A 21,509-nucleotide genomic window follows, 5' to 3' on the forward strand; every position below is an offset into this window, starting at 1 on the left:
CGTCACGACGACCGCCGGGAGGCGTCGCGCTGACCGTGGTACCAGCCGAGCACCCGCCGCTCGACCAGCTGGAAGACAACCGAGAGCAGGAAACCGAGCAGGCCGAGCACCAGGATCCCGGTCCACATGTCGGGGATGGCGAAGGTCCGCTGAAACTGGACGATGGTGAAGCCGATCCCGTTGCTGGAGACGGACATCTCGCTGATGACCATCAGGATGATGCCGATGGACAGCGCCTGGCGCAGACCCGCGAAGATCTGCGGGCTCGCCGAGCGCAGGACCACGTGACGCAGCCGGGCGGCGCCGGTGATGCCGTACGAGCGGGCCGTCTCGGACATCACGGAGTCGACCGCCCGCACGCCCTCCACGGTGTTGAGCAGGATCGGCCAGACACAGCCGATCGCGATGACGGCGATCTTCATCGTGTCGCCGATGCCGGCGAACAGCATGATGACCGGGACGAGCACCGGCGGCGGCACCGCCCGCAGGAACTCCAGGACGGGCTCGCACACCGCCCGCACCCGGCGGTACGAGCCGATGACCGTGCCCAGCGCCACGCCCGCGACGGCGGCGCACGCGTAGCCGGCGCTCAGGCGCAGCAGGCTGGGCAGCACGTCCTCGCGCAGCCGCTCGCCCGTCCAGACGTCCGGGAACGTGGTGAGGATCGTGCGCAGCGGCGGCCAGTAGATGTCCGTGCTGCCGTCGGAGGCGAACCACCACCCCACGACGAGCAGCGCGGGCAGGGCGACGACGAAGAACAGCCGCAGCAGGAAGCGCCTCACACCGCCACCTCCCCTCGCACCGACTGGTGCCAGGCCAGCGCCCGGCGCTCCACCGTGCGCGCGCCCACGTTGATGATCAGCCCGAGCAGTCCGGTGACCACCACCAGCGCGTACATCTCCGGTACGGCCTGCGAGGTCTGGGCGACGGCGATGCGGGCGCCCAACCCCGGTGCGCCGATGACGAGTTCGGCGGTCACGGCGAGGATCAACGCCACCGCCGCGGCCAGCCGGACGCCCGTCATGACGTACGGAAGGGCCGTCGGCCACAGCACATGGCGGATCCGCGCCCAGGTGCCGAGGCCGTACGAGCGGGCCGTCTCCTCGGCGACCGGGTCGACGTCCTGGACGCCGTACATCACCTGGATCAGGACCTGCCAGAAGGACGCGTACACCACCAGCAGGAGGACCGATCGGAGTTCACTGCCGTAGAGGAGGACCGCGAGCGGGATCAGCGCGACCGAGGGGATCGGGCGCAGGAACTCGATCGTCGAGGCGGTCGCCTCGCGGAGGTAGGGAGTCACCGAGATCAGCACGCCCGCGAGGATTCCGGCGGTCACGGCGATCGCCAGCCCCAGCGCCCAGCCGGTGAGTGTGTCCCCGAGCGCCGTCCAGAACGCGTCGTCCGACAGCTCCGTCGCCAGCGCGTCGGCGATGCGGCTGGTCGGCGGGAAGTAGTCCTCCTTGACGAGGCCGAGCCGCGGTACCGCCTCGCCGAGGGCGAGGAAGACCGCGAGCCCGGCCGCGCCCAGGAGGGCGTTGGTGCCTTTCACGGCAGCAGCTTGTCCAGGTCCGGGGCCTTGTCGAACAGGCCGTCCTGCTCGCCCAGTTCGGCCAGCTTCTCGAGGGATGTGCGGTCCGCCTCGGCGGGCCAGCGGGGCAGGGTGAGTGTCTCCAGCAGGGTGCCCGGGATCTTCGTGTACGTGGTGATGATCTCGCGGACCTCGTCCGGGTGGCTGTCCGCGTAGGCGAGGGACTCGGCGGTCGCCTCCTGGAACTTCTTCACCATCTCCGGGTTCTTCTGGGCGTACTGCTGGGAGGTGAAGTACATCGCCACGGTGAGATCCGGCGACACGTCGACGAAGAGCGACGCGATGGAGGTGCCGCCCTTGGCCTTGATGGTGGCGAGTGCGGGCTCGACGACACAGGCCGCGTCCACCTGGCCGTTGTCGATCGCGGCCGGCATCTGGTCGAAGGGCATCTCCACGAACTGCACCTTGGACGGATCGCCGCCGTCCTTGCGGACCGAGTTCTTGACCGAGGTGTCACAGATGTTGTTGAGCGTGTTGGCGGCGACCTTCTTGCCCTCCACGTCCTTGGCGGACTTGAGCGGGCTGCCCTTCTTCACGGCGAGCTCCGCGAAGTCGGCCCCCTCCTTGCCGGTGGACGCGACACCGTTCACCACGGCTTTGACCGGCACGTTCTTGGACTGGGCGACCAGCAGAGACGTCGTGTTGCTGAAGCCGAAATCGAACTGGCCGGAGACGACACCGGGCACGATCGCCGCCCCGCCCTGCGCGCTCGTCAGGGACAACTTGATGCCGCGCTCGCTGTAGAAGCCCTTTTTCTGGCCCAGGTACATGGGGGCGACGTCGATGATGGGGATGACGCCGACCTTGACGGTGGTTGTACCGCCGGACGACGGTTCGTCCGACCCCGACCCCGACCCCGACCCCGACCCCCCGGAGTCGGATGAACCGCAAGCCGTCGCGGCGACGAACACCGCGCCGGTCGCGAGGCCGATGAGCAGACGACGCATGACTCCCCCTAGTGGGCCCAGCTCTGCGACAGGCTGTGCGTGGAACATGCTGTGCGCAGACCGCACAGCAGTGCTCAGCGTGAACGTAGAGGGCCGCCGTGTGGGGGTCAATGCCCTTGCCCCGCAAGGTCGTTGACAGTTGCCGAACCGTGCTCCTAGCGTGCGCAGAGCGCACTCCCGTGCGTGCCGTGGAGGCGATGATGCCTGCAGGAGCCCGCGAACCGCATTTCGTCCGGTCCTTCGAGCGCGGGCTCGCGGTCATCCGGGCCTTCGACGCCGACCATCCGGAGCTGACGCTCAGCGAGGTGGCGCGCGCCTGCGACCTGACCCGCGCGGCGGCCCGCCGCTTCCTGCTGACCCTCTTCGACCTCGGATACGTGCAGACGGACGGGCGGAAGTTCCGGCTGACGCCGCGCGTCCTCGAACTCGGCTACTCGTACCTGTCCAGTTTCACGCTGCCCGAGGTCGCCGAGCCGCATCTGGAGCAACTCGTCGCGCTGATACGGGAATCGTCGTCCCTGTGTGTCCTCGACGGCGACGACATCGTGTACGTGGCACGCGTCCCCACCCGCCGCATCATGACCGCGACGATCACCGTGGGCACCCGCTTCCCGGCCCATGTGACGTCCGTGGGCCGGGTGATCCTCGCGCATCTGCCGGACGAGGAGATCGACGCACGGCTGGCCCGCGCCGACCTGCGTCCCCTGACGGCCCGCACGATCGTCTCGGCCGACGTGCTGCGCGCCGAACTGCGCCGGGTACGCCGCCAGGGGTACGCCATCGTCGACCAGGAACTGGAGGAGGGGCTGCGCTCGGTCGCCGCCCCGGTGCGCGACCGGGACGGCGAGGTGGTGGCGGCGGTGAACGTTCCCGTGCACGCCGGCCGCAACTCCGTCGCGTCCGTGCGCTGTGACCTGCTGCCCCACCTGCTGGCCACGGTCGCCCGGATCGAGGCCGACCTGTGGGTCACAGGTCGAGCACGAGGCGCTTCCCGCGGCACCGGGACACACAGATGAGCATGGTCTCGCCGCTCTCCCGCTCCTCGTCCGTGAGCACCGAGTCACGGTGGTCCGGGGTGCCTTCGAGGACGTCCGTCTCGCAGGTCCCGCAGGTGCCCTCGGTGCAGGAGAAGAGCACCTCGACGCCGGCGGCTCGTACGGTGTCCAGCACGGAGACGTCCGCGGGGACGGTCAGCGTGTGGCCCGACCGTTCCAGCACCACCTCGAACTCCGTGTCGGCGCCCGTCTCCTGGACCTTGGGCTGGAAACGCTCGACGTGCAGGGCGCCCTTCGGCCACACCGCGCACCGCTCCTCCACCGCGTCGAGCAGCGGACCGGGGCCGCAGCAGTAGACGAGCGTGTCCGGCTCCGGCGTGCCCAGCACCGAGCCGAGGTCGAGCAGCCCGGCCTCGTCCTGCGGAGCGACCCGCACCTTGTCCCCGTACCGGCTCAACTCCTCGGTGAACGCCATGGAGTTACGGCTCCGCCCGCCGTACAGCAGCGTCCACTCGGCGCCCGCCGCCTCGGCGGCCGCCAGCATCGGCAGGATCGGGGTGATGCCGATGCCGCCCGCGACGAAGCGGTAGCGGGGGGCCGGCTGGAGGGCGAAGTGGTTGCGGGGACCGCGGACGCGGACCTTGTCGCCCGCCTCCAACTGCCCGTGCACATAGGCGGATCCGCCGCGTCCGTCGGGCTCCCGCAGGACGCCGATCCGCCAGGCGTGCCGGTCGGCCGGATCGCCGCACAGCGAGTACTGCCGCTCCAGATCCGGGCCCAGGACCACATCGATGTGGGCGCCCGGCTCCCAGGACGGCAGCTCCTCGCCCAGCGGATGGCGGAGGGTGAGGGCGAGCACGCCGTCGGCCGCCGACTCCCGCTGGGCCACGACGAGTTCGGCTTCGTACTGGGTCATCGTTCGTGTCCTCGGGCGTGCTCGGGGGAGTGGCCTTCCGGATGGCCGAGCATCCACTCCCACATCTCGATCGGGTCCTCCGACCTGTGCTCGGCTCCGCAATGGCAGGTGCCGTTCAGAACATCGGTGCCCGGCACCCAGTCGATGCGGTAGATCTCGCCGGTCGGTGTGGTCACTGGACCTTCTCCACGGGCTTCTCGCCCTCCTCGACCAGCCTGGCCAGAATCCGGCGGGCGGCGAGACCACCGGTGTCCAGGTTGATGCTCAGCTCCTGGTACCCGTGCCGCTCCGTGCCCAGCGTCTTCTGCAGCAGGTTGAGCGCGTCGACGTCCTGCATCACGACCGTGTGGTTGAAGTCGTGCAGGAACGTGGTGACTTCCTCGTCCTCGCGCGCGAAGTCCCGGGAGACCGCCCAGAAGTCGTACACCTTGCCGTCGCCGGACGGCGTGATGGCGTACGTGATCTCGGTGTGGAAGCCGTTCGGGTCGCTGCCGTCCGCCTCGGGCAGGACGCCGACCGGCGCGATGCGGCTGTGCAACAGGTAGAGGCACGGCGCGTGGTACTCGATGTCCTGCCAGCGGGTGATCCGGCCCTCGATGCCGGTCGAACGGGCGTAGAACGGCGGACACGCGGCGTCGGCCATGTGCCGGCTGACCCGCACGATGCCCGCGCCCTCGTCGACCTCGGTGGTGATCGGCGTCTCGGCGACCTCGGGCGTGCCGATGTAGCCGCCGTGCAGATACGTCTCGTGGGACAGGTCGAGGAGGTTGTCGACGAGCAGCCCGTAGTCGGCGTCGATCGGCTCCATGCCGCTGACCGTGGTCCAGTCGGGGGAGTCCATGTGACGGGCGCGCGGGATCGTCTGCGGGTCGGCGAGGGCGGGGTCGCCGATCCACACCCAGACGAACGCGTCCTGCTCGACCACCGGGTACGAGGCGACGCGGGCCGTGCGCGGTATGCGCTTCTGCCCCGGCACGTACACGCAGGTGCCTGTCGTGTCGTACGTGAAGCCGTGGTAGCCGCACACGATCTTGTCACCGTCGAGCCGGCTCGCCGAGAGCGGGAAGCGGCGGTGCACACACCGGTCGGACAGCGCGATGGCAGTCCCGTCGTCCTCGGTGCGGTAGAAGACGAGGGGCTCGCCGAGGATCGTCCGGCCGAGCAGCTCCCGCCCGACCTCATGGGTGTAGGCGGCGACGTACCACTGATTCCTGGCAAAAGCGGTCATATGAGGCATGGGCGGTCCCGTCCCGTTCAAGCGGGGCGCCATCGCCCCGCGCTGCCGTGTTGGGCACCACCCTCCTGAGGGAGGCCACGGCTCGGCAAGGCTGCTTCCGTCTGACGGAAGGCGTGGGGGGGGCGTACCTGCTCATGCCTGCTCAGGTACGGGCCGTCTCAGGTACGGGCCGTGCGTCTCGCGTATCGCCGCCTTCGCACTGGCAAGCCAGTCGTCGCGCTGCCCGCCGGGGAAAACGTGCGCCGATACTGCCCGCACCCGGCGAAGGCCTTGCCCGGCACATCGGTGCGCGGCGGGCGGGAGGGGCGGGGTGGTTCGTCCGCTCGCGTCGGGCAGGCGGAGGCGGTTGCCCCGCGACCGTCGTCGGGATGCGGAACCTCGGGTCGGTGATGCGAGAGATCGCGGCCCCTTGGCGCCTGCCGCGTTCGGCCGGAACACGTCGATCACGCTCTGGAACTTCTGGACCACGTAGAGGATCCTGCCCAGCAGCGCCATGAGGACGACACCGGGGCTCCGGCGGTCCGGGTCGCGTCTGCCTCAACTGCCTGCCGCCGCACGGCCGGTGAGGTCCCCGGGCAGGATGAGATGGGCCGCGACCGGAGCTGGATCACCGTGGAGGTGCCCCCGTGAGGTGCCGGCCGCGCACCTCACGTACCGCCGTCTTTCACACAGGCGTCATAAGACCCTTCCTTGACGTTTGTTGCTCCTGGAACACTCCTCTCGCACACGTTCCAGAAAGCACCCCCGGCAAGCGCCCGCCCCCCGCCCCGTCAGGACAAGAGGTCACCCAGCCATGCCCGAAGTCAACCGGCGTCGTTTCCTCCAACTCGCAGGCGGCACCGCGGCGTTCACCGCGCTGTCGGAAAGCATCGCCAAGGCCGCGTCGATCCCCGCGGGGTATCAGCGGGGCACCATCGAGGACGTCGAGCACATCGTCGTCCTGATGCAGGAGAACCGTTCCTTCGACCACTACTTCGGCGCTCTGAGAGGCGTCCGCGGCTTCGGCGACCCGCACCCGGTAACCCTGCCCAGCGGCAAGTCGGTCTGGCACCAGCCGGACGGCACCAAGGAGATCCTGCCCTTCCACCCGACGGCCGACGACCTCGGCATGCAGTTCCTGGAAGGACTGCCGCACGGCTGGAGCGACGGGCACGCCGCCTACAACGACGGCAAGTACGACCAGTGGGTCCCCGCGAAGGGCGCCACGACCATGGCGTACCTGACCCGCGAGGACATCCCCTTCCACTACGCGCTCGCCGACACCTTCACCGTCTGCGACGCCTACCACTGCTCGTTCATCGGCTCCACGGACCCGAACCGCTACTACATGTGGTCGGGCTACACGGGCAACGACGGCAAGGGCGGCGGCCCCGTCCTCGGCAACGACGAGGTCGGCTACGACTGGACGACCTACCCCGAGCGGCTCGAAGAGGCCGGGATCTCCTGGAAGATCTACCAGGACATCGGCGACGGCCTGGACAAGGCCGGCTCCTGGGGCTGGATCGAGGACGCGTACCGCGGCAACTACGGCGACAACTCGCTGCTCTACTTCAACAAGTACCGCAACGCCCAGCCCGGCGACCCGCTCTACGACAAGGCCCGCACCGGCACCGACGCCCGCAAGGGCGAGGGCTTCTTCGAGCAGCTGACGGCCGACGTGCAGGGCGGCAAGCTGCCGAAGATCTCCTGGGTCGTCGCCCCCGAGGCGTTCACCGAGCACTCCAACTGGCCCTCGAACTACGGGGCCTGGTACATCTCCCAGGTCCTGGAGGCGCTCACCTCCGACCCCGGGGTGTGGGCGAAGACGGCGCTGTTCATCACGTACGACGAGAACGACGGCTTCTTCGACCACCTCGTGCCGCCGTACCCGCCCGCGTCCGTCGCGCAGGGCAAGTCCACCGTCGACGTCGGCCCGGACATCTTCGACGGGAGCGCGACCCACGCCGCCGGCGTGTACGGCCTCGGCCCACGGGTGCCGATGCTCGTCGTCTCGCCCTGGAGCAAGGGCGGTTACGTCTGCTCGGAGACCCTCGACCACACCTCGATCGTGCGGTTCATGGAGCGCCGTTTCGGTGTGCGTGAGCCGAACATCTCGCCCTGGCGGCGCGAGATCTGCGGCGACCTCACCGCCGCGTTCGACTTCGCCCGCAAGGACACCAAGCCGGTCGATCTCCCCGACACCGACGGCTACGAGCCGCCGGACAACGACCGCCACCCGGACTACCGGCCCAAGCCGCCCGCGAACCCCGAACTGCCCCAGCAGGAACGCGGTCTGCGGCCCGCGCGCCCGCTGCCGTACACGCCGCTGACCGACGGCACGGCGGACCCGGCGGCCGGCACGTTCTCCCTCACGTTCGCCTCCGGCAAGAAGGCGGGCGCCTCCTTCTACGTGACCTCCGGCAACCGCACCGACGGCCCCTGGACGTACACCACCGGGGCCGGCAGGACCGTCTCGGACACCTGGAACTCCGCCTACTCGAACGGCTCCCACGACCTCACGGTGCACGGGCCGAACGGCTTCCTGCGGGTCTTCAAGGGCCCCGGCAAGGCGGCGGGACCCGAGGTCACCGCGCGGCACGTCGGTGACGACGTGCAGCTGACCTTCACGAACAAGGGCTCCGGCACGGTGAACCTGAAGCTCACCAACGGCTACGGCGGCAGGACCGAGTCGTTCAGGGTGCGGCCCGGCGCGACCGTGAAGCACACCGTGGGCCTGCGGGCGAGCAGGCGCTGGTACGACCTCACCGTCGTGTCCGACGGGGACAGTTCGTTCCTGCGCCGGTTCGCCGGTCACGTGGAGAACGGACGGCCCGGTGTCAGCGACCCGGCCATCGCCACCGCGTAGGAGATATCCAGGAGCTATCTGTGAGTCCCACATCACACGGACTGGTCATGTACCAGCCGGCCCGGGGTAGTGTGCCCCGGTGACCACGCATTCGAACACTCCTGCTGGCTGGTACCCGGACCCTCAGGGGGCGGCCCAGACGCTGCGTTACTGGGACGGCGCTCAGTGGACCCAGCACACCAACCAGGACCAGCAGCAGGCCCAGGCCGCTCAGCAGGCCCAGCCTGTGCAGCACGCTCAGCCTGTGCAGCAGGTACAGCACGCTCAGCAGGTCCCGCAGCACGCGCCCGGTTTCGACCCGCGCGTGCAGCAGCAGGTGCAGCAGCAGGCCGGGGTCACACCGAACGCTGCCGGTGGCGGCACGATGTTCACCGAGCCGGTCCTGGTGGTGAACCAGAAGGCCAAGCTGATCGAGCTCACCAACGAGTACAAGGTCATGGACCAGCAGGGCAACCAGCTCGGCTCGGTCGTGCAGGTCGGGCAGAGCGCACTGAAGAAGGTGCTGCGCTTCTTCGCCAGCCTCGACCAGTTCATGACGCACAAGCTCGAGATCCGCGACGCGTACGGCCAGCCCCAGCTGCTGCTGACGCGGCCCCGCAAGTTCATGAAGTCGCGGGTCATCGTGGCGCGTCCGGACGGGCAGCCGCTCGGCGAGATCGTCCAGCAGAACATGATCGGGAAGATCAACTTCGCGATCAATGCCGATGGTCAGCAGGTCGGCGCGATCAAGGCGGAGAACTGGCGGGCCTGGAACTTCGCGATCGTCGACCACGCGGACAACGAGGTCGCCCGGATCACCAAGACCTGGGAAGGCCTCGCGAAGACGATGTTCACGACCGCGGACAACTACGTCCTCCAGATCCACTACCAGCTTCCCGAGCCCTTGTTGAGCCTCGTGGTGGCGACGGCGCTGACCGTCGACACGGCGCTCAAGCAGGACAAGCGAGGGCTGGGCTGATCGACGGCTCGTCATGAGGAAGGGCGGCTGCGGGTTTTCCGCAGTCGCCCTTCCTCATGTATCGCGGCCCTATGGCCTCTGCCTATGCGTCCCGCAGCCTTTGCTCAGAGAGGCTCAGGGGGCTCAGGGGGGGCTCAGAGAGGGGTGAGCTGCCCCGGCTTCGGCTGCCGCGGCATCAACGAGGGTTCGCGCGACGCCGACTCGGGCTTCAACGCCAGGACCGCGGCCACCGGATGTTCCTCCACCGCCGCGGACTCCACCGTCATCGGCTCCATCGCCGCGAGTTCCACCGCCGGAGCGTCCGGAGCCGAGCGCGACAGCGTCACCACACCCAAGGCCGCGATCGCGGCCCCGGCCAGTGCCAGTAGCAGCCCCGCCGCCCCGCCCTGCAACCGCTCGCCGAGCAGCGAGAGCCCGATCACCGCGGCGGCGATCGGATTCGCCAGGGTCACCACGGCGAGCGGCGCTCCGAGGCCGCCCCGGTAGGCGGTCTGCGAGAGCAGCAGCCCGCCCGCCGCGAAGGCCGCGACCAGCAGGGCGACCACGATCACCTGTCCGCTGAGCAGCGGGCCCGAACGGTCCGTCACGGCGACCGTGACGGTCTGCGTGAGCGCCGAGGCGACGCCCGAGGCGAAGCCGGACGCGGTCGCGTGCCGCAGCCCGGGGCGCGCGCCCCGCCGGGCCAGTACCCCGATGAGGACCGCGGTCGTGCCGGCGACGCCCAGCGCCTGCGGGACACTCAGCACGTCGTCGGGCGCGGGCCCGGACGCCGTGACGAGCAGCGCGGCGAGCCCGGCCAGCGTGAGTGCGGTACCGCGCCACTCGACGGCGGTGACCCGCCGCCCCGCCACCCGCGCGCCCAGCGGCACCGCGGCGACCAGGGTCAGCGCGCCGAGCGGCTGGACCAGAGTGAGGGTCCCGTACTTGAGGGCGGCCACGTGCATCAGCGCGGCGGACGCGTTGAGGCCCACCGACCACCACCAGGCACCGCTGCCAAGCAGGCGCAGCACGCCGGAGTCGCCCGTCCGCGCGGCGAGCCGCTCCTGGGCCACCGCGGCGGCCGCGTACGCGACGGCCGAGAACAGGGAGAGGACGACGGCGACGAGAGTGGCGTTCATCGTCCGGCTCCCACGAGCTCCGGCGCGTCCGGCGCGTCGGGTACTTCCGATGTTTCCAGTACCTGCGGTGCTTCCAGTACCTGCGGTGCTTCCAGTACTTCCGATCCGGAGTGGTCGGCGCCGACGAGTTCCTTGGTGCTACCGGCGGTCGTCGCAGCCCGGTGCGGCAGGCGAACCACGGCGAGGGCGATGCCGAGGAGCGCGGCCGCGACGATCGCGTCGAGCCAGTAGTGGTTGGCCGTACCGACGATCACCAGCAGCGTGAGGAGAGGATGCAACAACCACAGCCAGCGCCACCGGGACCGGGTGGCGGCGATCAGGCCGACGGCCACCACCAGTGCCCAGCCGAAGTGCAGCGACGGCATCGCCGCGAACTGGTTCGACAGGGAGTCGGTCTCGGGCGAGGCGCCGTACACCGTGGGCCCGTACTCCTGCCCCGTGTCCACGAGGCCTGTCAGCGCGAGCATGCGCGGCGGGGCGAGCGGGAACGTGAGATGGACCACCAGGGCGGCGGCGGTGATCGCGGCGAGGACCCGGCGGGCCCATACGTAGTGCCCGGGCCGCCGCAGGTACAACCAGATCAGGAAGGCCGCGGTGGCGGGGAAGTGGACGGTCGCGTAATAGGTGTTGACGCCGTGCACGAGGGTGTCGCTGTGCAGCATCGCGGCCTGCACGCCGCCCTCGCCGGGCAGGTGCGCGAGCCGCTCCAGGTCCCACACCCGGCGCGCGTTGTCGAAGGCCTCCGCGGTGTGACCCGTGACCAGCTGCCGGCCGAGCTTGTAGACGAGGAAGAGTCCCGCGACGAGCAGGAGCTCACGGACGAGGGGCGGCCGCTGTATCGCGGCGGACCCCTTCTCTGCAGGCTCGGTTCGGCATTCCATCCCCCGGCCCTTTCGCTGAAGTTTGCGTGTGCGGGTGCGTGGTGGGCCCAGGAAAGGGTCCACTCGACAGAGGAGTGGGTCCGGTCCAAGGCCCATCGATACGCCAGTGTACCGAAACGATGGCGTTCCGGTACACTGGCGTATCGATAGGAGTTAGGACACACTGAGAACACGTACTGAAGAGCGGGCCACGGGCCGCGGAGACGAGCGAGGAGAAGACCCATGACGTCGCAGGCAGCGGACGGACCGGAGACGGTCGTCGCCTCGCGCCGCTCCAAGATCACGCCGGAGCGTGAGCTGGAGTTCTTCGACGCCGCGCTCGACCAGATCCGCGAGTGCGGCTATGACGCGCTGAGCATGGAGGGCATCGCCACCAGCACGCGGTGCAGCAAGTCCACGCTCTACCGGCAGTGGAAGACGAAGCCCCAGTTCGTGGCCGCCGCGCTGCGGGCCAAGCACTGTCCCAGGTTCGGCGGCATCGACACCGGCTCGCTCGCCGGCGACCTGCGCGCCGCCGCACGCGCCGCGGGCGAGCGGTCCGACGACGACACCCGACTGCTGCAGGCGCTCGGACCGGCCCTCATGCAGGACGACGAGCTGCAGCGCGCGCTGCACGACGTGCTCGTCGGACCCGAGCTCTGCGCGCTCCAGGCGATGATCCAGCGCGCGGTCGACCGCGGGGAGATCGCCGCCGACCATCCGGTCCTGGAGTTCGTACCGGCGCAGCTGCTCGGCATGGTGCGCGTCCGTCCCCTCCTGGAGCGGCGGTACGCGGACGCGGACTATCTCGAACGCTACGTGGAGGTGGCTCTGCTGCCGGCCCTCGGACTGTCGGAGGCCACCTGAGACCCAGGCCGCCGTCCACGGGATGACCGGACGGCGACCTGCTCGCGCCGCACCGTGGGGACGGGGAGCGGCGCGCACCCCCGGCCGGGTGGGGTACCTCTTGAGCGGAGAGGCTCCCCACCCGGCCGACCGGTGTCCGGACCCGTGCGGCGTGGGGGCCGTACGTTCCGTTACACGCTCTGCCCGTCGCCGCCGCCCGAGGACTCCTTGATGCCCTTGGTTATCTCGTCGATCACGGACTGCTTCGGTGCCTCGGAACTGACGTCGATGCCGAAGCGCACGACGACGAGCTGCCGGGAGTTGGCCGGCGAGGGGAACACGAGCGACTCGACGTAGCCGTCGTCGCCCTTGCTCGTGACGACCTTCCAGCGCACCGCGTAACCCTTCTCCCCGGCCACGGTGACCGCCTTGGAGAAGAGCTCGTCGTGCGAGGTGATCTTGCCGTAGCTCTTGCCGCCGTAGGACTCCTCCGCGTTCTTGGAGATGTCCTCCTTGGCGGCGGCCTCGGCCGTCGTGGCCTCGAGCTCCAGCGCGAGCGCGGGAGCCGAGTACGCGCCGCCGCGCTGGCAGTCCTTCGTGGTGTCGCCGGGGCACTTGTAGGTGCCCGGCGCCGAGACCTGGGCACCGATCTGGATGGATGCGCCGGACCAGCCGTCGGGTACGGGGAGGCTGATGCCGTTGATCAGGTCCGCGGCGTAGCCGTCCTCGGTCTGCTGCGGCCGCGGGACCGCGCTCTCACCGCCGTCCGGGCCACCGGGACCGCCCTGGCCGCCGCCGTCCTGCCCCTGCGGTCCGTCCGACCGGGTCGGCGCCGGCCGGGCGTTGTCCTGACCGCCGCCGTCCGAACCGTCGTTCGCGGTCAGCGCGTACACGCCGCCGCCGATGCCCGCGAGCACCGCCACGGCCACCGCCGCGGCAATGGCCGTGCGCACTCCGCGCCGCGGACCGCCGGGCTGCGCGCCCGGATACGGTCCGGCGCCCGGCGAATGCATCGGGGGACCCCATGCTGCGGCGGCCGACTCGGCGGGGCGAGTCTGGTCCGTCCACGTTCTACCGTCCCACCAGCGTTGCGTGGCGGGGCCGTTGTCTGTCTGCCCGGGGTCGGGGTACCAGCCGGGGGGAGTCGCCTGCGTCATGGGTCCACCGTATGAGGCGTGGGTGAAAGCCGGATGAGAGGACCCCGGTCGACTTCATTCCGGTTACCAGCCGAACCGGTTGTTTCCCACCCCGCGGCGGCCGCGGCGGCCCGTCCCGCCCCGGAGCGACCGAGCAGCGCAGAGAGCGGGCGGCGCCGGAGCCGTGCGCCGGGGTGTCCAAGCCGGTCCTCCCGCCGTCGCGGTGATGTCGGAAAGTCGGTTTCGGCTCAGGGTCGTTGACGGTCGACAGCCTTCACCCGTGCTGGTCCGCGGCACCCCGCGTCGTCTTCCGTCCACCGCCTTCACCCGTCCCGGCAACAGGTGTTCCGACCAGGCACCGCCGCGGCTGCCGGAGGGCTAGGCTCGAGGTCTGTACGTCGTTTGGGCGACCTGGGGAGGTAGCGGGATGACGGAGGCACGGCCGGGAACGGCCGCCTCGGCACCCCTCTGGGAGCGCGACGCGGAACTCGCCGCGGTCGCGGAGGCGGTCGACGCCCTGTGCGCGGGCTCCGCGGCGGGCAGCCTGCTGGTGTTCAGCGGTGAGGCGGGCATCGGCAAGACCGCACTGCTCGCCGAGGCGCGCCGCATCGCGGAGAGCCGCTGCACGGTGTGGTCGGCGCGCGGCGGCGAGACCATCACGTCCGTTCCCTTCAATGTCGTACGGCAGTTGCTGCAGCCCGCGCTCGTGGCGCTCATGCCCGACGAGGCGCGTGAGTACTTCGGCGACTGGTACGACATCGCGGGCCCCGCCCTCGGCATAGCGGAACCGGGCGCCCGCCAGGCCGACCCGCAGGGCGTGTGCGACGGCCTGGTCGCGGCGGTGCGCCGGCTCGCCCGACGCGACTGGCCGCTGGTGCTGCTCATCGACGACGCGCACTGGGCCGACCAGGAGACCCTGCACTGGCTCGCCGCGTTCGCGGAGCGCCTCGACGACCTGCCCGTCCTCGTCGTGGTCGCCCGCCGCCCCGGCGAGGCCACCGGCGAGAGCGCCCGCCACCTCGACGCGATCGGCAGGGCCGCCCGTCCGCTCGCCACCCTGCACTCGCTGACGCCCGACGCCACGGCCGGACTCACCCGGGCCGCCCTCGGCGCGCACGCCGACGCGCCGTTCTGCCGAGAGGTCTGGGCGGTCACCGGCGGCAACCCGTACGAGACCGTGGAACTCCTCGCCAAGGTCCAGGAGAGCGACCTCGAACCGGTCGAGGGCTCGGCCTCGGAACTGCGCGCCCTGAACCGCGCGGCGCGCGGCCGCGGCCTTGTCGACCGGCTCGAAGCGCTCGGCGTCGACGCCACGAGGTTCGCCTGGGCGGCCGCGATCCTCGGTACGCAGATCTCCCTCGACCTGGCGGCCGAGCTCGCCGGAATGCAGCGGGACGAGGCGCTGCGCTGCGCGGCCCTCCTGAGCGTGGCGCGCATCCTCACCGAGGCCGACCGGACGAACGGTCAAGCGGCCGAAGGGGACCTGGAGTTCGTCCATCCGCTGATCGCCACCGCCGTCTACCGCTCGATCCCGGACGGGCTGCGCACCGCGATGCACGGTGTGGCCGCCTCGGTCGTCACCGCGTCGGGCCTCGGTGCCGCCGCGGCCTCCCGCCACCTGCTGGAAGTGCACCCCGACGACGACCCCGAACTCGTCGAGCAGATGCGCGAGGCCGCCCGCGAGCACCTCGCCGTCGGCGCCCCGGACGCGGCCCGCCGCTGTCTGGAGCGTGCCCTGCTGGAACCGCCGCTTCCGGAGGTCCACGCGCGCGTGCTCTACGAGCTGGGCTGCGCCACGCTCCTCACCTCGCCCGCGACCACGATCGGGCATCTGCGGGAGGCGCTCACGCTGCACGGCCTGGAGGAGGACCTCCGCGTCGACGCGGTCTGCCGTCTCTCCTCGGCGCTCGTCCACAACAACCAGCTGGAGGAGGCCGTCCGCACGGTCGACGAGGAGACCGCCCGGCTCAAGCCAGGGCCCGCCCGGATGCGCCTGCAGGCCGTGCACTACATGTGGGAGGGCATGCACGCCGGCGAGGAGGACGCGCCCGGCCGCTCCCGCCGCCTCGCCCAGCTCGTCAAGCCGCTCGCCGGCCGCGACAACTCCGAGCGTGCCCTGCTCATCCTGCGCGCCTTCGACGCGATGACCCGCGGGGAGAACGCCGAGGAGGTCGTCGAGTTCTGCGACCGCGCACTGGTCAACGGCCGCCTTGCGCCCGGTCTCGGCTGGACCGACACCGAGTGGAGCTTCGAGCTCCTCATGATGCTGGGCATCTCGTACACGTACGCGGACCGCCTCGACCGCGCCGAGAGCCTCTTCAGCGAGGCCCAGCGGGCGTACGAGACCGCCGGGTGGAGCGGCGGTCATCTGGCCATCGCGACCGCCTTCGGGGGCTATGTGCACCGTAGACGGGGCCGCCTCACGGACGCCGAGGCGTTCCTGCGTGAGGCGCTGCGGCTGGCCGACCGGGTGGGTCGCGGACTGCCCATGCACTGGGCCGCGTCCTGCATGCTCATCGACACGCTGCTCGCCCGCGGCCATGTCGGCGCGGCCGAGGAGATCGCCGAGCGTTACGCCTTCGAGCCGCCCCACCCGTCCACGATGGTCCTGCCGGACACCCACTCGATAAGGGGCCGCCTGCTGATCGCCACCGGCCGCGTCGAGGACGGCCTGAACGAGTTGGAGACCGCCGAGAAGATGTCGGCGGCCCGCGGCGGCCACAACACGGTGATGGCGCCCTGGGCGGGAGACCTCGCCCGGACCCTCGCCGCCCAGGACCCGCGCCGTGCCGCCGAAGTCGCGGCCGACGCCCGAGCCCAGGCCGAACGTTTCGGCACCGACACGGCCATCGGCGAGGCCCTGCGCTGCACCGCCGCCCTGGAGACCGGCCAGCGCTCCGTCACGCTGTACGCCCAGGCCGTGACATACCTGGAAGCGTCCCCCTGTGCCTACGAACACGCCGCGGCCCGCGTCGAGTACGGCATTGCTGCCCGCTCCGTCGCGGAGCTCAACCGCGGCCTGACGCTGGCGCGTTCCTGCGGCGCGGACGGCTTGGTGGCCAGGGCCCGGGAGGTACTCGACATGGGACGCGGCCTGCGCTGACGGTTCGGCCCGACCCGGGATTTCGGCCGGCTCGGGGCGCGCACGCGTGCTCAGGCCCCGAGCAGCCGGTCCGTCACCGCCTCCAGGCGCTTCCACACATCCCGGTCGTACGCGTCCGAGTGGGCCTGCGAGGGACTCGTACCGTCGAAGTACCGGCCCGTCATGTCCTGGCCCAACTCGGTGGTGGCGAGGGCCAGTACACCGGCCGCCCCGTCGGCCACGGTGGACCAGGGCTCGACGTCGGCCTCGCGGACCATCGTGGTGTCCATGAAGGTGGCGGGGTGCAGCACGTTCACCGAGACACCGGTGCCGGCGAGTTCCTCGGCGAGGGCGAAGGTGTGCGCGGCGAGGGCGAGCTTGCTGCGGCGGTACGCCGTCGTGCCGTCGTAGTTCCGCGTCATCTCGATGTCGTCGAAGTCCAGGGGCTGCTGGCCCGCCGAGCCGACGTTGACGATCCGGGCGGGGGCGCTCGCGCGCAGCACCGGCAGCAGGGTGCGGGTCAGCGCGACCGGGGCGAGGTAGTTCACCGCCAGCCGCAGCTCGTGTCCGTCGGCGCTCTCCTCGCGCCCGCTCCCGGGCGAACCGAAGCCCACCCCCGCGTTGTTGATCAGCACATCGAGCCGGGGGTGCGCGGCCGAGACCCTCTCGCCCAGCTCTCGGACCCGCGGAAGGGACGCCAGGTCCGCGACGAAGCCGTGCGCTTCGCCCGCCGTACGCAACTCCGCGACCAGCCGCTCCGTACGCCCCGGGTCACGGCCGTGGGCGAGGACGACGTGTCCGGAGCGGACCAGTTCGAAGGCGACGTAGCGGCCGAGTCCGGAGGTGGCACCGGTGATCAGAACAGTGGGCATACATCCAGCCTAGGCACAGGGCGGACGCGTGTGCGAGGTGCTGCTGAGGCTACGACCGGCAGGGTCACCCTGTTGTGAACGACGGGGTCACTGGAATTCGCCTTGTGCGGCCTCGTCCTCCTCGGCGAGCACCCGTTGGGCGACGGCGAACGCCGAGTTGGCCGCCGGAACCCCGCAGTACACCGCCGTCTGCAGCAGCACCGCGCCGATCTCCTCCGGCGTGAGCCCGTTGCGGCGGGCGGCGCGGATGTGCATCGCCAGCTCGTCGTAGTGCCCGTGCGCCACCAGCGCGGTCAGCGTGATCATGCTGCGCTCGCGGCGTGCCAAGGTCTGGTCGGTCCAGATCTCGCCCCACGCGTACCGCGAGATGAAGTCCTGGAACCGCGCCGTGAACTCCGACTGGCGAGCCTGCGCCCGGTCCACGTGGGCGTCCCCGAGCACCTGCCGGCGTACCTCCATGCCCCGCTTCGCGCTCCCGTCGAAGTGCGCGCGCAGGGCGGTGAGCACGGCTTCCGGGCACTGGGCGGGCGCGAGGTGCGAGGCGCCCGGGATCTCGACGAGCGCGGCATGGGGCACCGCGTCCGCGATCTCGCGGAGATGCGCGGGCGGGGTCGCCGGGTCCTGGCGGCCGGCGACGAGCAGCGTGCGCGCGCCGATCCGCGGCAGCTGCTCGCGGATGTCGAAGGCCGCGAGCGCGTCACAGCAGGCGGCGTACGCGTCCGGATCCGCCGTCCGATGGTCCTCGACCAGCTCCGGAACGGTGAAACCGGCCGTGAACCAACGGGAGTCGGCGCTCTCGGCGAGCTTCGCCAGCCCCTCGGTACGCACGAGCGCCGCCCGCTCCTCCCACGGCTTGGAGCCGTTGAAGTGCGCCGAGGAACAGATCACGGCGAGCCTCTCGACCCGCTCCGGGTGGTGCACCGCGAGATGCAGCCCGACCGCACCGCCGAGCGAGACACCGGCGTACGAGAACCGGTCGATCCCGAGTGAATCGGCGAGGGCGAGCACCAGTTCGGCGAGGTCGGCGATGGTCGCGCCGGGGCCGATCAGGCCGGCGGAGGAGCCGCCGTGGCCCGGCAGGTCCCAGCGCACGACCCGGTGGGTGATGGAGAGTTCGGGCGCGACCTTGTCCCAGAGTGCCGTCGACGTGCCGAGGGACGGCCCGAGGAGAAGCGGGGGAGCGGTGACGGGCCCTTCGGCGCGATAGTGCGGCAGCTTGCCGCTCTTGCCGCTCTTGCCGCTCTTGCCGCTCTTGGCGTTCTTGCCGCTCACGGCGTTCCTGGCGTTCTTGCCGTTCGGGACGGTCGGCTGGGTGGTCAACGTCGCTCCAGGGCACGGTCGGTGAGGGTTCCGGCGGAGCCGGTGTACTGGGTGGGGTCGGTGAGGACTGCGATGTCCGGCAGGTCGAGATCCTTCAACTCCGGTTCGGTGGCGAGGAGTTCCGCGAGCGGTCGGCTCTCGGCGGTGGCCCGTCGCGCGGCCCGCGTGAGAAGTTCCTTGGCCTGGGCACGTCCGAGCACCGGCGCCAGCTCGGCGGACAGCCGCTCGGAGACGATCAGCCCGTGCGTGAGGCCCAGGTGCGCGCGCATCGCGTCCGTGTGCACCTGGAGGCCCTCGGTCAGCTCGGCCGCGTCGCGCGCCGCGCCGCCGACCAGCCGGAGCAGATCACGGAGGGGTTCCCACTCGGCGTGCCAGGCACCGGCGGGCCGTTCGTCCTCGGCGGCCAGGGAGCCGTACAGCGTCGCCGCGAGCTGCGGCGCACGGCGGGCCGCGGCGGCGACGAGCGTGGAGCGCACGGGGTTCGCCTTGTGCGGCATGGCGGAGGACCCGCCGCCCGAGCCCTCGCTCAGCTCGCGGATCTCCGTACGGGCGAGGGTGAGCACGTCAGCGGCCGCCTTGCCCAGGGCGCCCGCGGTGAAGGCGAGGGTCCCCGCCAGGTCGGCGACAGGCGTGCGGAGGGTGTGCCAGGGCAACACCGGAGAGGCGAGGCCGAGTTCACGGGCGTACGCCTCGACGAGAGCGCCGGTGTCCGAGGCGCCGTACGCGCTGAAGGCCGCCAACGTGCCGGCCGCGCCGCCGAGTTGGGCAGGAAGGCTGTCCCGTACCGTCTGGAGACGGTCCCTCGCGTCCAGTACCAGCGACCGCCAGCCCGCCGCCTTCAGCCCGAAGGTGGTCGGCACGGCGTGCTGCGTGAGGGTGCGTCCCGGCATCGCCGTGTCCCGGTGCTCCCGGGCGAGCCGTGCCAGCGCGCGCTCCGTGCGGGCGAGATCGGCGAGGATCAGGTCCAGCGTCCGTGCGGCGACCAGCATCGTGGCCGTGTCCATGATGTCCTGGCTGGTCGCGCCCCGGTGGACGTACGGGGCGTACTCCTGGCCGGCTTCCCTGTCGACCGCGTCGACCGCCGCCGTCAGCTCCGCGACCAGCGGGATCACCGGATTGCCGCCCCCTCGGGCCGCGCGCGCGAGGGCGTACGGGTCGAAGCGTGCCGCGTCGGCCGCCTCGGTGACCGCGTCGGCGGCCGCCGACGGAGCGAGGCCGAGGACCGCCTGTGCGCGGGTGAGTGCCGACTCCGCGTCGAGCAGCGCCTGAAGGTAGGCGCGGTCGCCCGTCGCGGACTCGGCGGGGGAGCCCGCTCGCCCGGGGGCGAGCAGGCCGGTGTCGGAGTCGACGGGTTCGACAGGGTCGGCAGCTGTCACTGGAACTCCAGGAAGACCGTTTCGCCTTCGCCCTGAAGGCGGATGTCGAAACGGTACGTGCGGTTCGGCTCCGCGCTCGCGATCAGCGTGGCACGGCGCTCCGCGGGCAGCGAGTCGAGCAGCGCGTCTGTGCCCTCTGAGCCCTCTGTGCCGTCCGTGAGGTACGCCCGCGTGAACAGGTGGTGCAGCAGCCCGCGCGCGAACACGCACACGCTGATGTACGGCGGCCCGGCGTTGCCCGGCGGCAGCGTGTAGAGCGCGTAGTGACCGTCGGCGTCCGTGGCGACCCGGCCGAAGCCGGTGAAGTCGATGCCGTTGCGGCCGAGGTAGCCACCGGTCACCGGGTCGCGGCGCAGCGAGCCGGGGGTGCCCTTGAGCGAGCCGTCCGGGCCCGCCTGCCAGAACTCCAGGAGGGCGTCCGGAATCGGCTTGCCCTCGCCGTCCAGTACGTACCCGTGCAGGGCGATCCGGTCCGGGTGTTCCTTCGGCGCGACCTGCTCGCCCTCGGGGAAGGGCAGCGCGTACCCGTAGAAGGGGCCGACGGTGTGGGAGGGGGTGGGGAGCAGTCGCTCGGGGCTTTCGATGGGGGCGTTCATCAGTCGCGGCCTTCTTCGATCCAGGTGGCGGAGGGACCGTCGAGAACGATGTCCCACTCGTAGCCGAGCGAGAACTCGGGCTGCGAAAGGTCGTGGTTGTACTCGGCGACCAGGCGGGCCCTGGCCGACTCGTCGGTCACCGAGCGCAGAATCGGGTCGTACTGGAAGAGGGGGTCGTTCGGGAAGTACATCTGGGTCACCAGTCGCTGCGTGAACGCCGTGCCGAACACCGAGAAGTGGATGTGCGCGGGCCGCCACGCGTTGGTGTGGTTGCGCCACGGGTACGCGCCCGGCTTGATCGTGCGGAAGAGGTACCGACCCTGATCATCCGTCAGAGCCCGTCCCACGCCGGTGAAGTTGGGGTCGAGCGGCGCCGGGTGCTGGTCACGCAGATGCGCGTACCGGCCCGACGCGTTGGCCTGCCAGAGCTCGATGAGCTGGCCGCGCACCGGGCGGCCCTCGCGGTCGAGCAGGCGACCGGAGACGGTGATGCGCTCGCCGAGCGGCTCGCCCTGGTGCTGCACGGTCAGGTCGTTGTCGATCTCGGTGATGTCGGTCGGGCCGAACACGGGCCCGGACAGCTCGACCGTCTCCGGGTCGCCGCCGCTCACCGCGACGAGCGGCTGCTTGGGGTACCGGAGGACTGAGCTGCGGTACGGGGCGTAGTCGCGTGGCGGATGGTTCTGCGCCGGCGCGCCCTCGGAGACAGCTTTGTCGTACGCGTTCTGGAGGTCGTTGACCTCGATGTCGATGTCCGACTGAGTCAGGGGCAGAGGAGGCATGAGGATTCCTACGGGTCCGGGTCCTGGGATGT

General features: G+C 71.1%; 19 protein-coding genes. 5 read left to right on the forward strand and 14 right to left on the reverse strand.

Annotation, left to right across the window (positions count from 1 at the left end; all coding sequences use genetic code 11):
• Nucleotides 1–2: 2 nt before the first annotated feature.
• Genes ACTWQR_RS37620 through ACTWQR_RS37630 form a run of 3 tightly spaced genes read right to left on the reverse strand, consistent with a single transcriptional unit; the run spans nt 3 to nt 2,538 of the window.
• The gene (locus ACTWQR_RS37620; RefSeq protein WP_443231727.1) at nt 3–782 is read right to left on the reverse strand and encodes an ABC transporter permease; all 780 of its coding nucleotides are present in this window, start codon (nt 780–782) and stop codon (nt 3–5) included.
• Entirely contained in the window at nt 779–1,552 is a 774-nt protein-coding gene (locus tag ACTWQR_RS37625) for an ABC transporter permease (RefSeq protein ID WP_443231728.1), read from the reverse strand. Before ACTWQR_RS37625 ends, ACTWQR_RS37620 begins: the two co-directional genes overlap by 4 nt.
• Entirely contained in the window at nt 1,549–2,538 is a 990-nt protein-coding gene (locus tag ACTWQR_RS37630; RefSeq protein ID WP_443231729.1) for an ABC transporter substrate-binding protein, read from the reverse strand. The genes ACTWQR_RS37625 and ACTWQR_RS37630 overlap by 4 nt, the downstream gene beginning before the upstream one ends.
• A gap of 200 nt (nt 2,539–2,738) precedes the next feature.
• Here ACTWQR_RS37630 and ACTWQR_RS37635 point away from each other — a divergent pair, with 200 nt between their 5' ends.
• Nucleotides 2,739–3,554, forward strand: a complete 816-nt coding sequence (locus ACTWQR_RS37635; RefSeq protein WP_443231757.1) for an IclR family transcriptional regulator domain-containing protein — start codon at nt 2,739–2,741, stop codon at nt 3,552–3,554.
• On the opposite strand, the gene ACTWQR_RS37640 is transcribed toward ACTWQR_RS37635, so the two are convergent.
• Genes ACTWQR_RS37640 through ACTWQR_RS37650 form a run of 3 tightly spaced genes read right to left on the reverse strand, consistent with a single transcriptional unit; the run spans nt 3,505 to nt 5,686 of the window.
• A complete protein-coding gene (locus ACTWQR_RS37640) occupies nt 3,505–4,449 on the reverse strand; it encodes a PDR/VanB family oxidoreductase (RefSeq protein ID WP_443231730.1) in 945 nt (314 codons plus the stop codon). The genes ACTWQR_RS37635 and ACTWQR_RS37640 overlap by 50 nt on opposite strands.
• Nucleotides 4,446–4,625 (reverse strand): hypothetical protein, encoded by a 180-nt coding sequence (locus ACTWQR_RS37645; RefSeq protein ID WP_443231731.1) that lies wholly within the window; start codon nt 4,623–4,625, stop codon nt 4,446–4,448. The genes ACTWQR_RS37640 and ACTWQR_RS37645 overlap by 4 nt, the downstream gene beginning before the upstream one ends.
• Nucleotides 4,622–5,686, reverse strand: a complete 1,065-nt coding sequence (locus ACTWQR_RS37650) for an aromatic ring-hydroxylating dioxygenase subunit alpha (RefSeq protein ID WP_443231732.1) — start codon at nt 5,684–5,686, stop codon at nt 4,622–4,624. The genes ACTWQR_RS37645 and ACTWQR_RS37650 overlap by 4 nt, the downstream gene beginning before the upstream one ends.
• Before the next feature lie 793 nt (nt 5,687–6,479).
• Here ACTWQR_RS37650 and ACTWQR_RS37655 point away from each other — a divergent pair.
• Together ACTWQR_RS37655 and ACTWQR_RS37660 are read left to right on the forward strand one after the other, a co-directional pair.
• Nucleotides 6,480–8,531 carry a phosphocholine-specific phospholipase C gene (locus tag ACTWQR_RS37655; protein WP_443231733.1) on the forward strand — a complete coding sequence of 684 codons (2,052 nt, stop codon included), beginning with the start codon at nt 6,480–6,482 and terminating at the stop codon, nt 8,529–8,531.
• Nucleotides 8,532–8,610: 79 nt separating this feature from the next.
• Nucleotides 8,611–9,489 carry a phospholipid scramblase-related protein gene (locus tag ACTWQR_RS37660; protein ID WP_443231734.1) on the forward strand — a complete coding sequence of 293 codons (879 nt, stop codon included), beginning with the start codon at nt 8,611–8,613 and terminating at the stop codon, nt 9,487–9,489.
• Between the two features lie 134 nt (nt 9,490–9,623).
• Here the strand turns inward: ACTWQR_RS37660 and ACTWQR_RS37665 are convergent, their stop codons facing one another.
• Together ACTWQR_RS37665 and ACTWQR_RS37670 are read right to left on the reverse strand one after the other, a co-directional pair.
• Entirely contained in the window at nt 9,624–10,607 is a 984-nt protein-coding gene (locus ACTWQR_RS37665; RefSeq protein WP_443231735.1) for a DMT family transporter, read from the reverse strand.
• Nucleotides 10,604–11,488 (reverse strand): phosphatase PAP2 family protein, encoded by an 885-nt coding sequence (locus ACTWQR_RS37670; RefSeq protein WP_443231736.1) that lies wholly within the window; start codon nt 11,486–11,488, stop codon nt 10,604–10,606. The genes ACTWQR_RS37665 and ACTWQR_RS37670 overlap by 4 nt, the downstream gene beginning before the upstream one ends.
• A 222-nt stretch (nt 11,489–11,710) precedes the next feature.
• Between ACTWQR_RS37670 and ACTWQR_RS37675 the strand changes: the two genes are divergently transcribed.
• Nucleotides 11,711–12,334, forward strand: coding sequence for a TetR/AcrR family transcriptional regulator (locus ACTWQR_RS37675; RefSeq protein ID WP_443231737.1), 624 nt, complete (start codon nt 11,711–11,713; stop codon nt 12,332–12,334).
• A 170-nt stretch (nt 12,335–12,504) separates the two neighbouring features.
• Here the strand turns inward: ACTWQR_RS37675 and ACTWQR_RS37680 are convergent, their stop codons facing one another.
• The gene (locus ACTWQR_RS37680) at nt 12,505–13,470 is read right to left on the reverse strand and encodes a DUF2510 domain-containing protein (RefSeq protein WP_443231738.1); all 966 of its coding nucleotides are present in this window, start codon (nt 13,468–13,470) and stop codon (nt 12,505–12,507) included.
• A 406-nt stretch (nt 13,471–13,876) separates the two neighbouring features.
• On the opposite strand from ACTWQR_RS37680, the gene ACTWQR_RS37685 reads away from it, so the two are divergent.
• Nucleotides 13,877–16,552 carry an ATP-binding protein gene (locus tag ACTWQR_RS37685; protein WP_443231739.1) on the forward strand — a complete coding sequence of 892 codons (2,676 nt, stop codon included), beginning with the start codon at nt 13,877–13,879 and terminating at the stop codon, nt 16,550–16,552.
• A gap of 50 nt (nt 16,553–16,602) precedes the next feature.
• On the opposite strand, the gene ACTWQR_RS37690 is transcribed toward ACTWQR_RS37685, so the two are convergent.
• From ACTWQR_RS37690 to pcaH, 5 genes are all read right to left on the reverse strand, one after another.
• On the reverse strand, nt 16,603–17,403 hold the full coding sequence (locus tag ACTWQR_RS37690; RefSeq protein WP_443231740.1) for an SDR family NAD(P)-dependent oxidoreductase: 801 nt from the start codon (nt 17,401–17,403) through the stop codon (nt 16,603–16,605).
• Between the two features lie 87 nt (nt 17,404–17,490).
• On the reverse strand, nt 17,491–18,618 hold the full coding sequence (pcaDC, locus tag ACTWQR_RS37695; protein ID WP_443231758.1) for a bifunctional 3-oxoadipate enol-lactonase/4-carboxymuconolactone decarboxylase PcaDC: 1,128 nt from the start codon (nt 18,616–18,618) through the stop codon (nt 17,491–17,493).
• Between the two features lie 101 nt (nt 18,619–18,719).
• On the reverse strand, nt 18,720–20,099 hold the full coding sequence (pcaB, locus tag ACTWQR_RS37700; RefSeq protein ID WP_443231741.1) for a 3-carboxy-cis,cis-muconate cycloisomerase: 1,380 nt from the start codon (nt 20,097–20,099) through the stop codon (nt 18,720–18,722).
• A complete protein-coding gene (gene pcaG / locus ACTWQR_RS37705) occupies nt 20,096–20,695 on the reverse strand; it encodes a protocatechuate 3,4-dioxygenase subunit alpha (protein ID WP_443231742.1) in 600 nt (199 codons plus the stop codon). The genes pcaB and pcaG overlap by 4 nt, the downstream gene beginning before the upstream one ends.
• The gene (pcaH, locus tag ACTWQR_RS37710; protein WP_443231759.1) at nt 20,695–21,468 is read right to left on the reverse strand and encodes a protocatechuate 3,4-dioxygenase subunit beta; all 774 of its coding nucleotides are present in this window, start codon (nt 21,466–21,468) and stop codon (nt 20,695–20,697) included. Before pcaH ends, pcaG begins: the two co-directional genes overlap by 1 nt.
• Nucleotides 21,469–21,509: the final 41 nt, after the last annotated feature.

The organism is Streptomyces sp. 2A115, assembly GCF_052245575.1.
GTDB lineage: Bacteria > Actinomycetota > Actinomycetes > Streptomycetales > Streptomycetaceae > Streptomyces.

Coding starts and splice junctions, on each gene's coding strand:
- ACTWQR_RS37630 (WP_443231729.1), bottom strand. CDS start 2,538: ATGCGTCGTCTGCTCATCGGCCTCGCGACCGGCGCGGTGTTCGTCGCC.
- ACTWQR_RS37635 (WP_443231757.1), top strand. CDS start 2,739: ATGCCTGCAGGAGCCCGCGAACCGCATTTCGTCCGGTCCTTCGAGCGC.
- ACTWQR_RS37640 (WP_443231730.1), bottom strand. CDS start 4,449: ATGACCCAGTACGAAGCCGAACTCGTCGTGGCCCAGCGGGAGTCGGCG.
- ACTWQR_RS37650 (WP_443231732.1), bottom strand. CDS start 5,686: ATGCCTCATATGACCGCTTTTGCCAGGAATCAGTGGTACGTCGCCGCC.
- ACTWQR_RS37655 (WP_443231733.1), top strand. CDS start 6,480: ATGCCCGAAGTCAACCGGCGTCGTTTCCTCCAACTCGCAGGCGGCACC.
- ACTWQR_RS37665 (WP_443231735.1), bottom strand. CDS start 10,607: ATGAACGCCACTCTCGTCGCCGTCGTCCTCTCCCTGTTCTCGGCCGTC.
- ACTWQR_RS37670 (WP_443231736.1), bottom strand. CDS start 11,488: ATGGAATGCCGAACCGAGCCTGCAGAGAAGGGGTCCGCCGCGATACAG.
- ACTWQR_RS37675 (WP_443231737.1), top strand. CDS start 11,711: ATGACGTCGCAGGCAGCGGACGGACCGGAGACGGTCGTCGCCTCGCGC.
- ACTWQR_RS37680 (WP_443231738.1), bottom strand. CDS start 13,470: ATGACGCAGGCGACTCCCCCCGGCTGGTACCCCGACCCCGGGCAGACA.
- ACTWQR_RS37685 (WP_443231739.1), top strand. CDS start 13,877: ATGACGGAGGCACGGCCGGGAACGGCCGCCTCGGCACCCCTCTGGGAG.
- ACTWQR_RS37690 (WP_443231740.1), bottom strand. CDS start 17,403: ATGCCCACTGTTCTGATCACCGGTGCCACCTCCGGACTCGGCCGCTAC.
- pcaG (WP_443231742.1), bottom strand. CDS start 20,695: ATGAACGCCCCCATCGAAAGCCCCGAGCGACTGCTCCCCACCCCCTCC.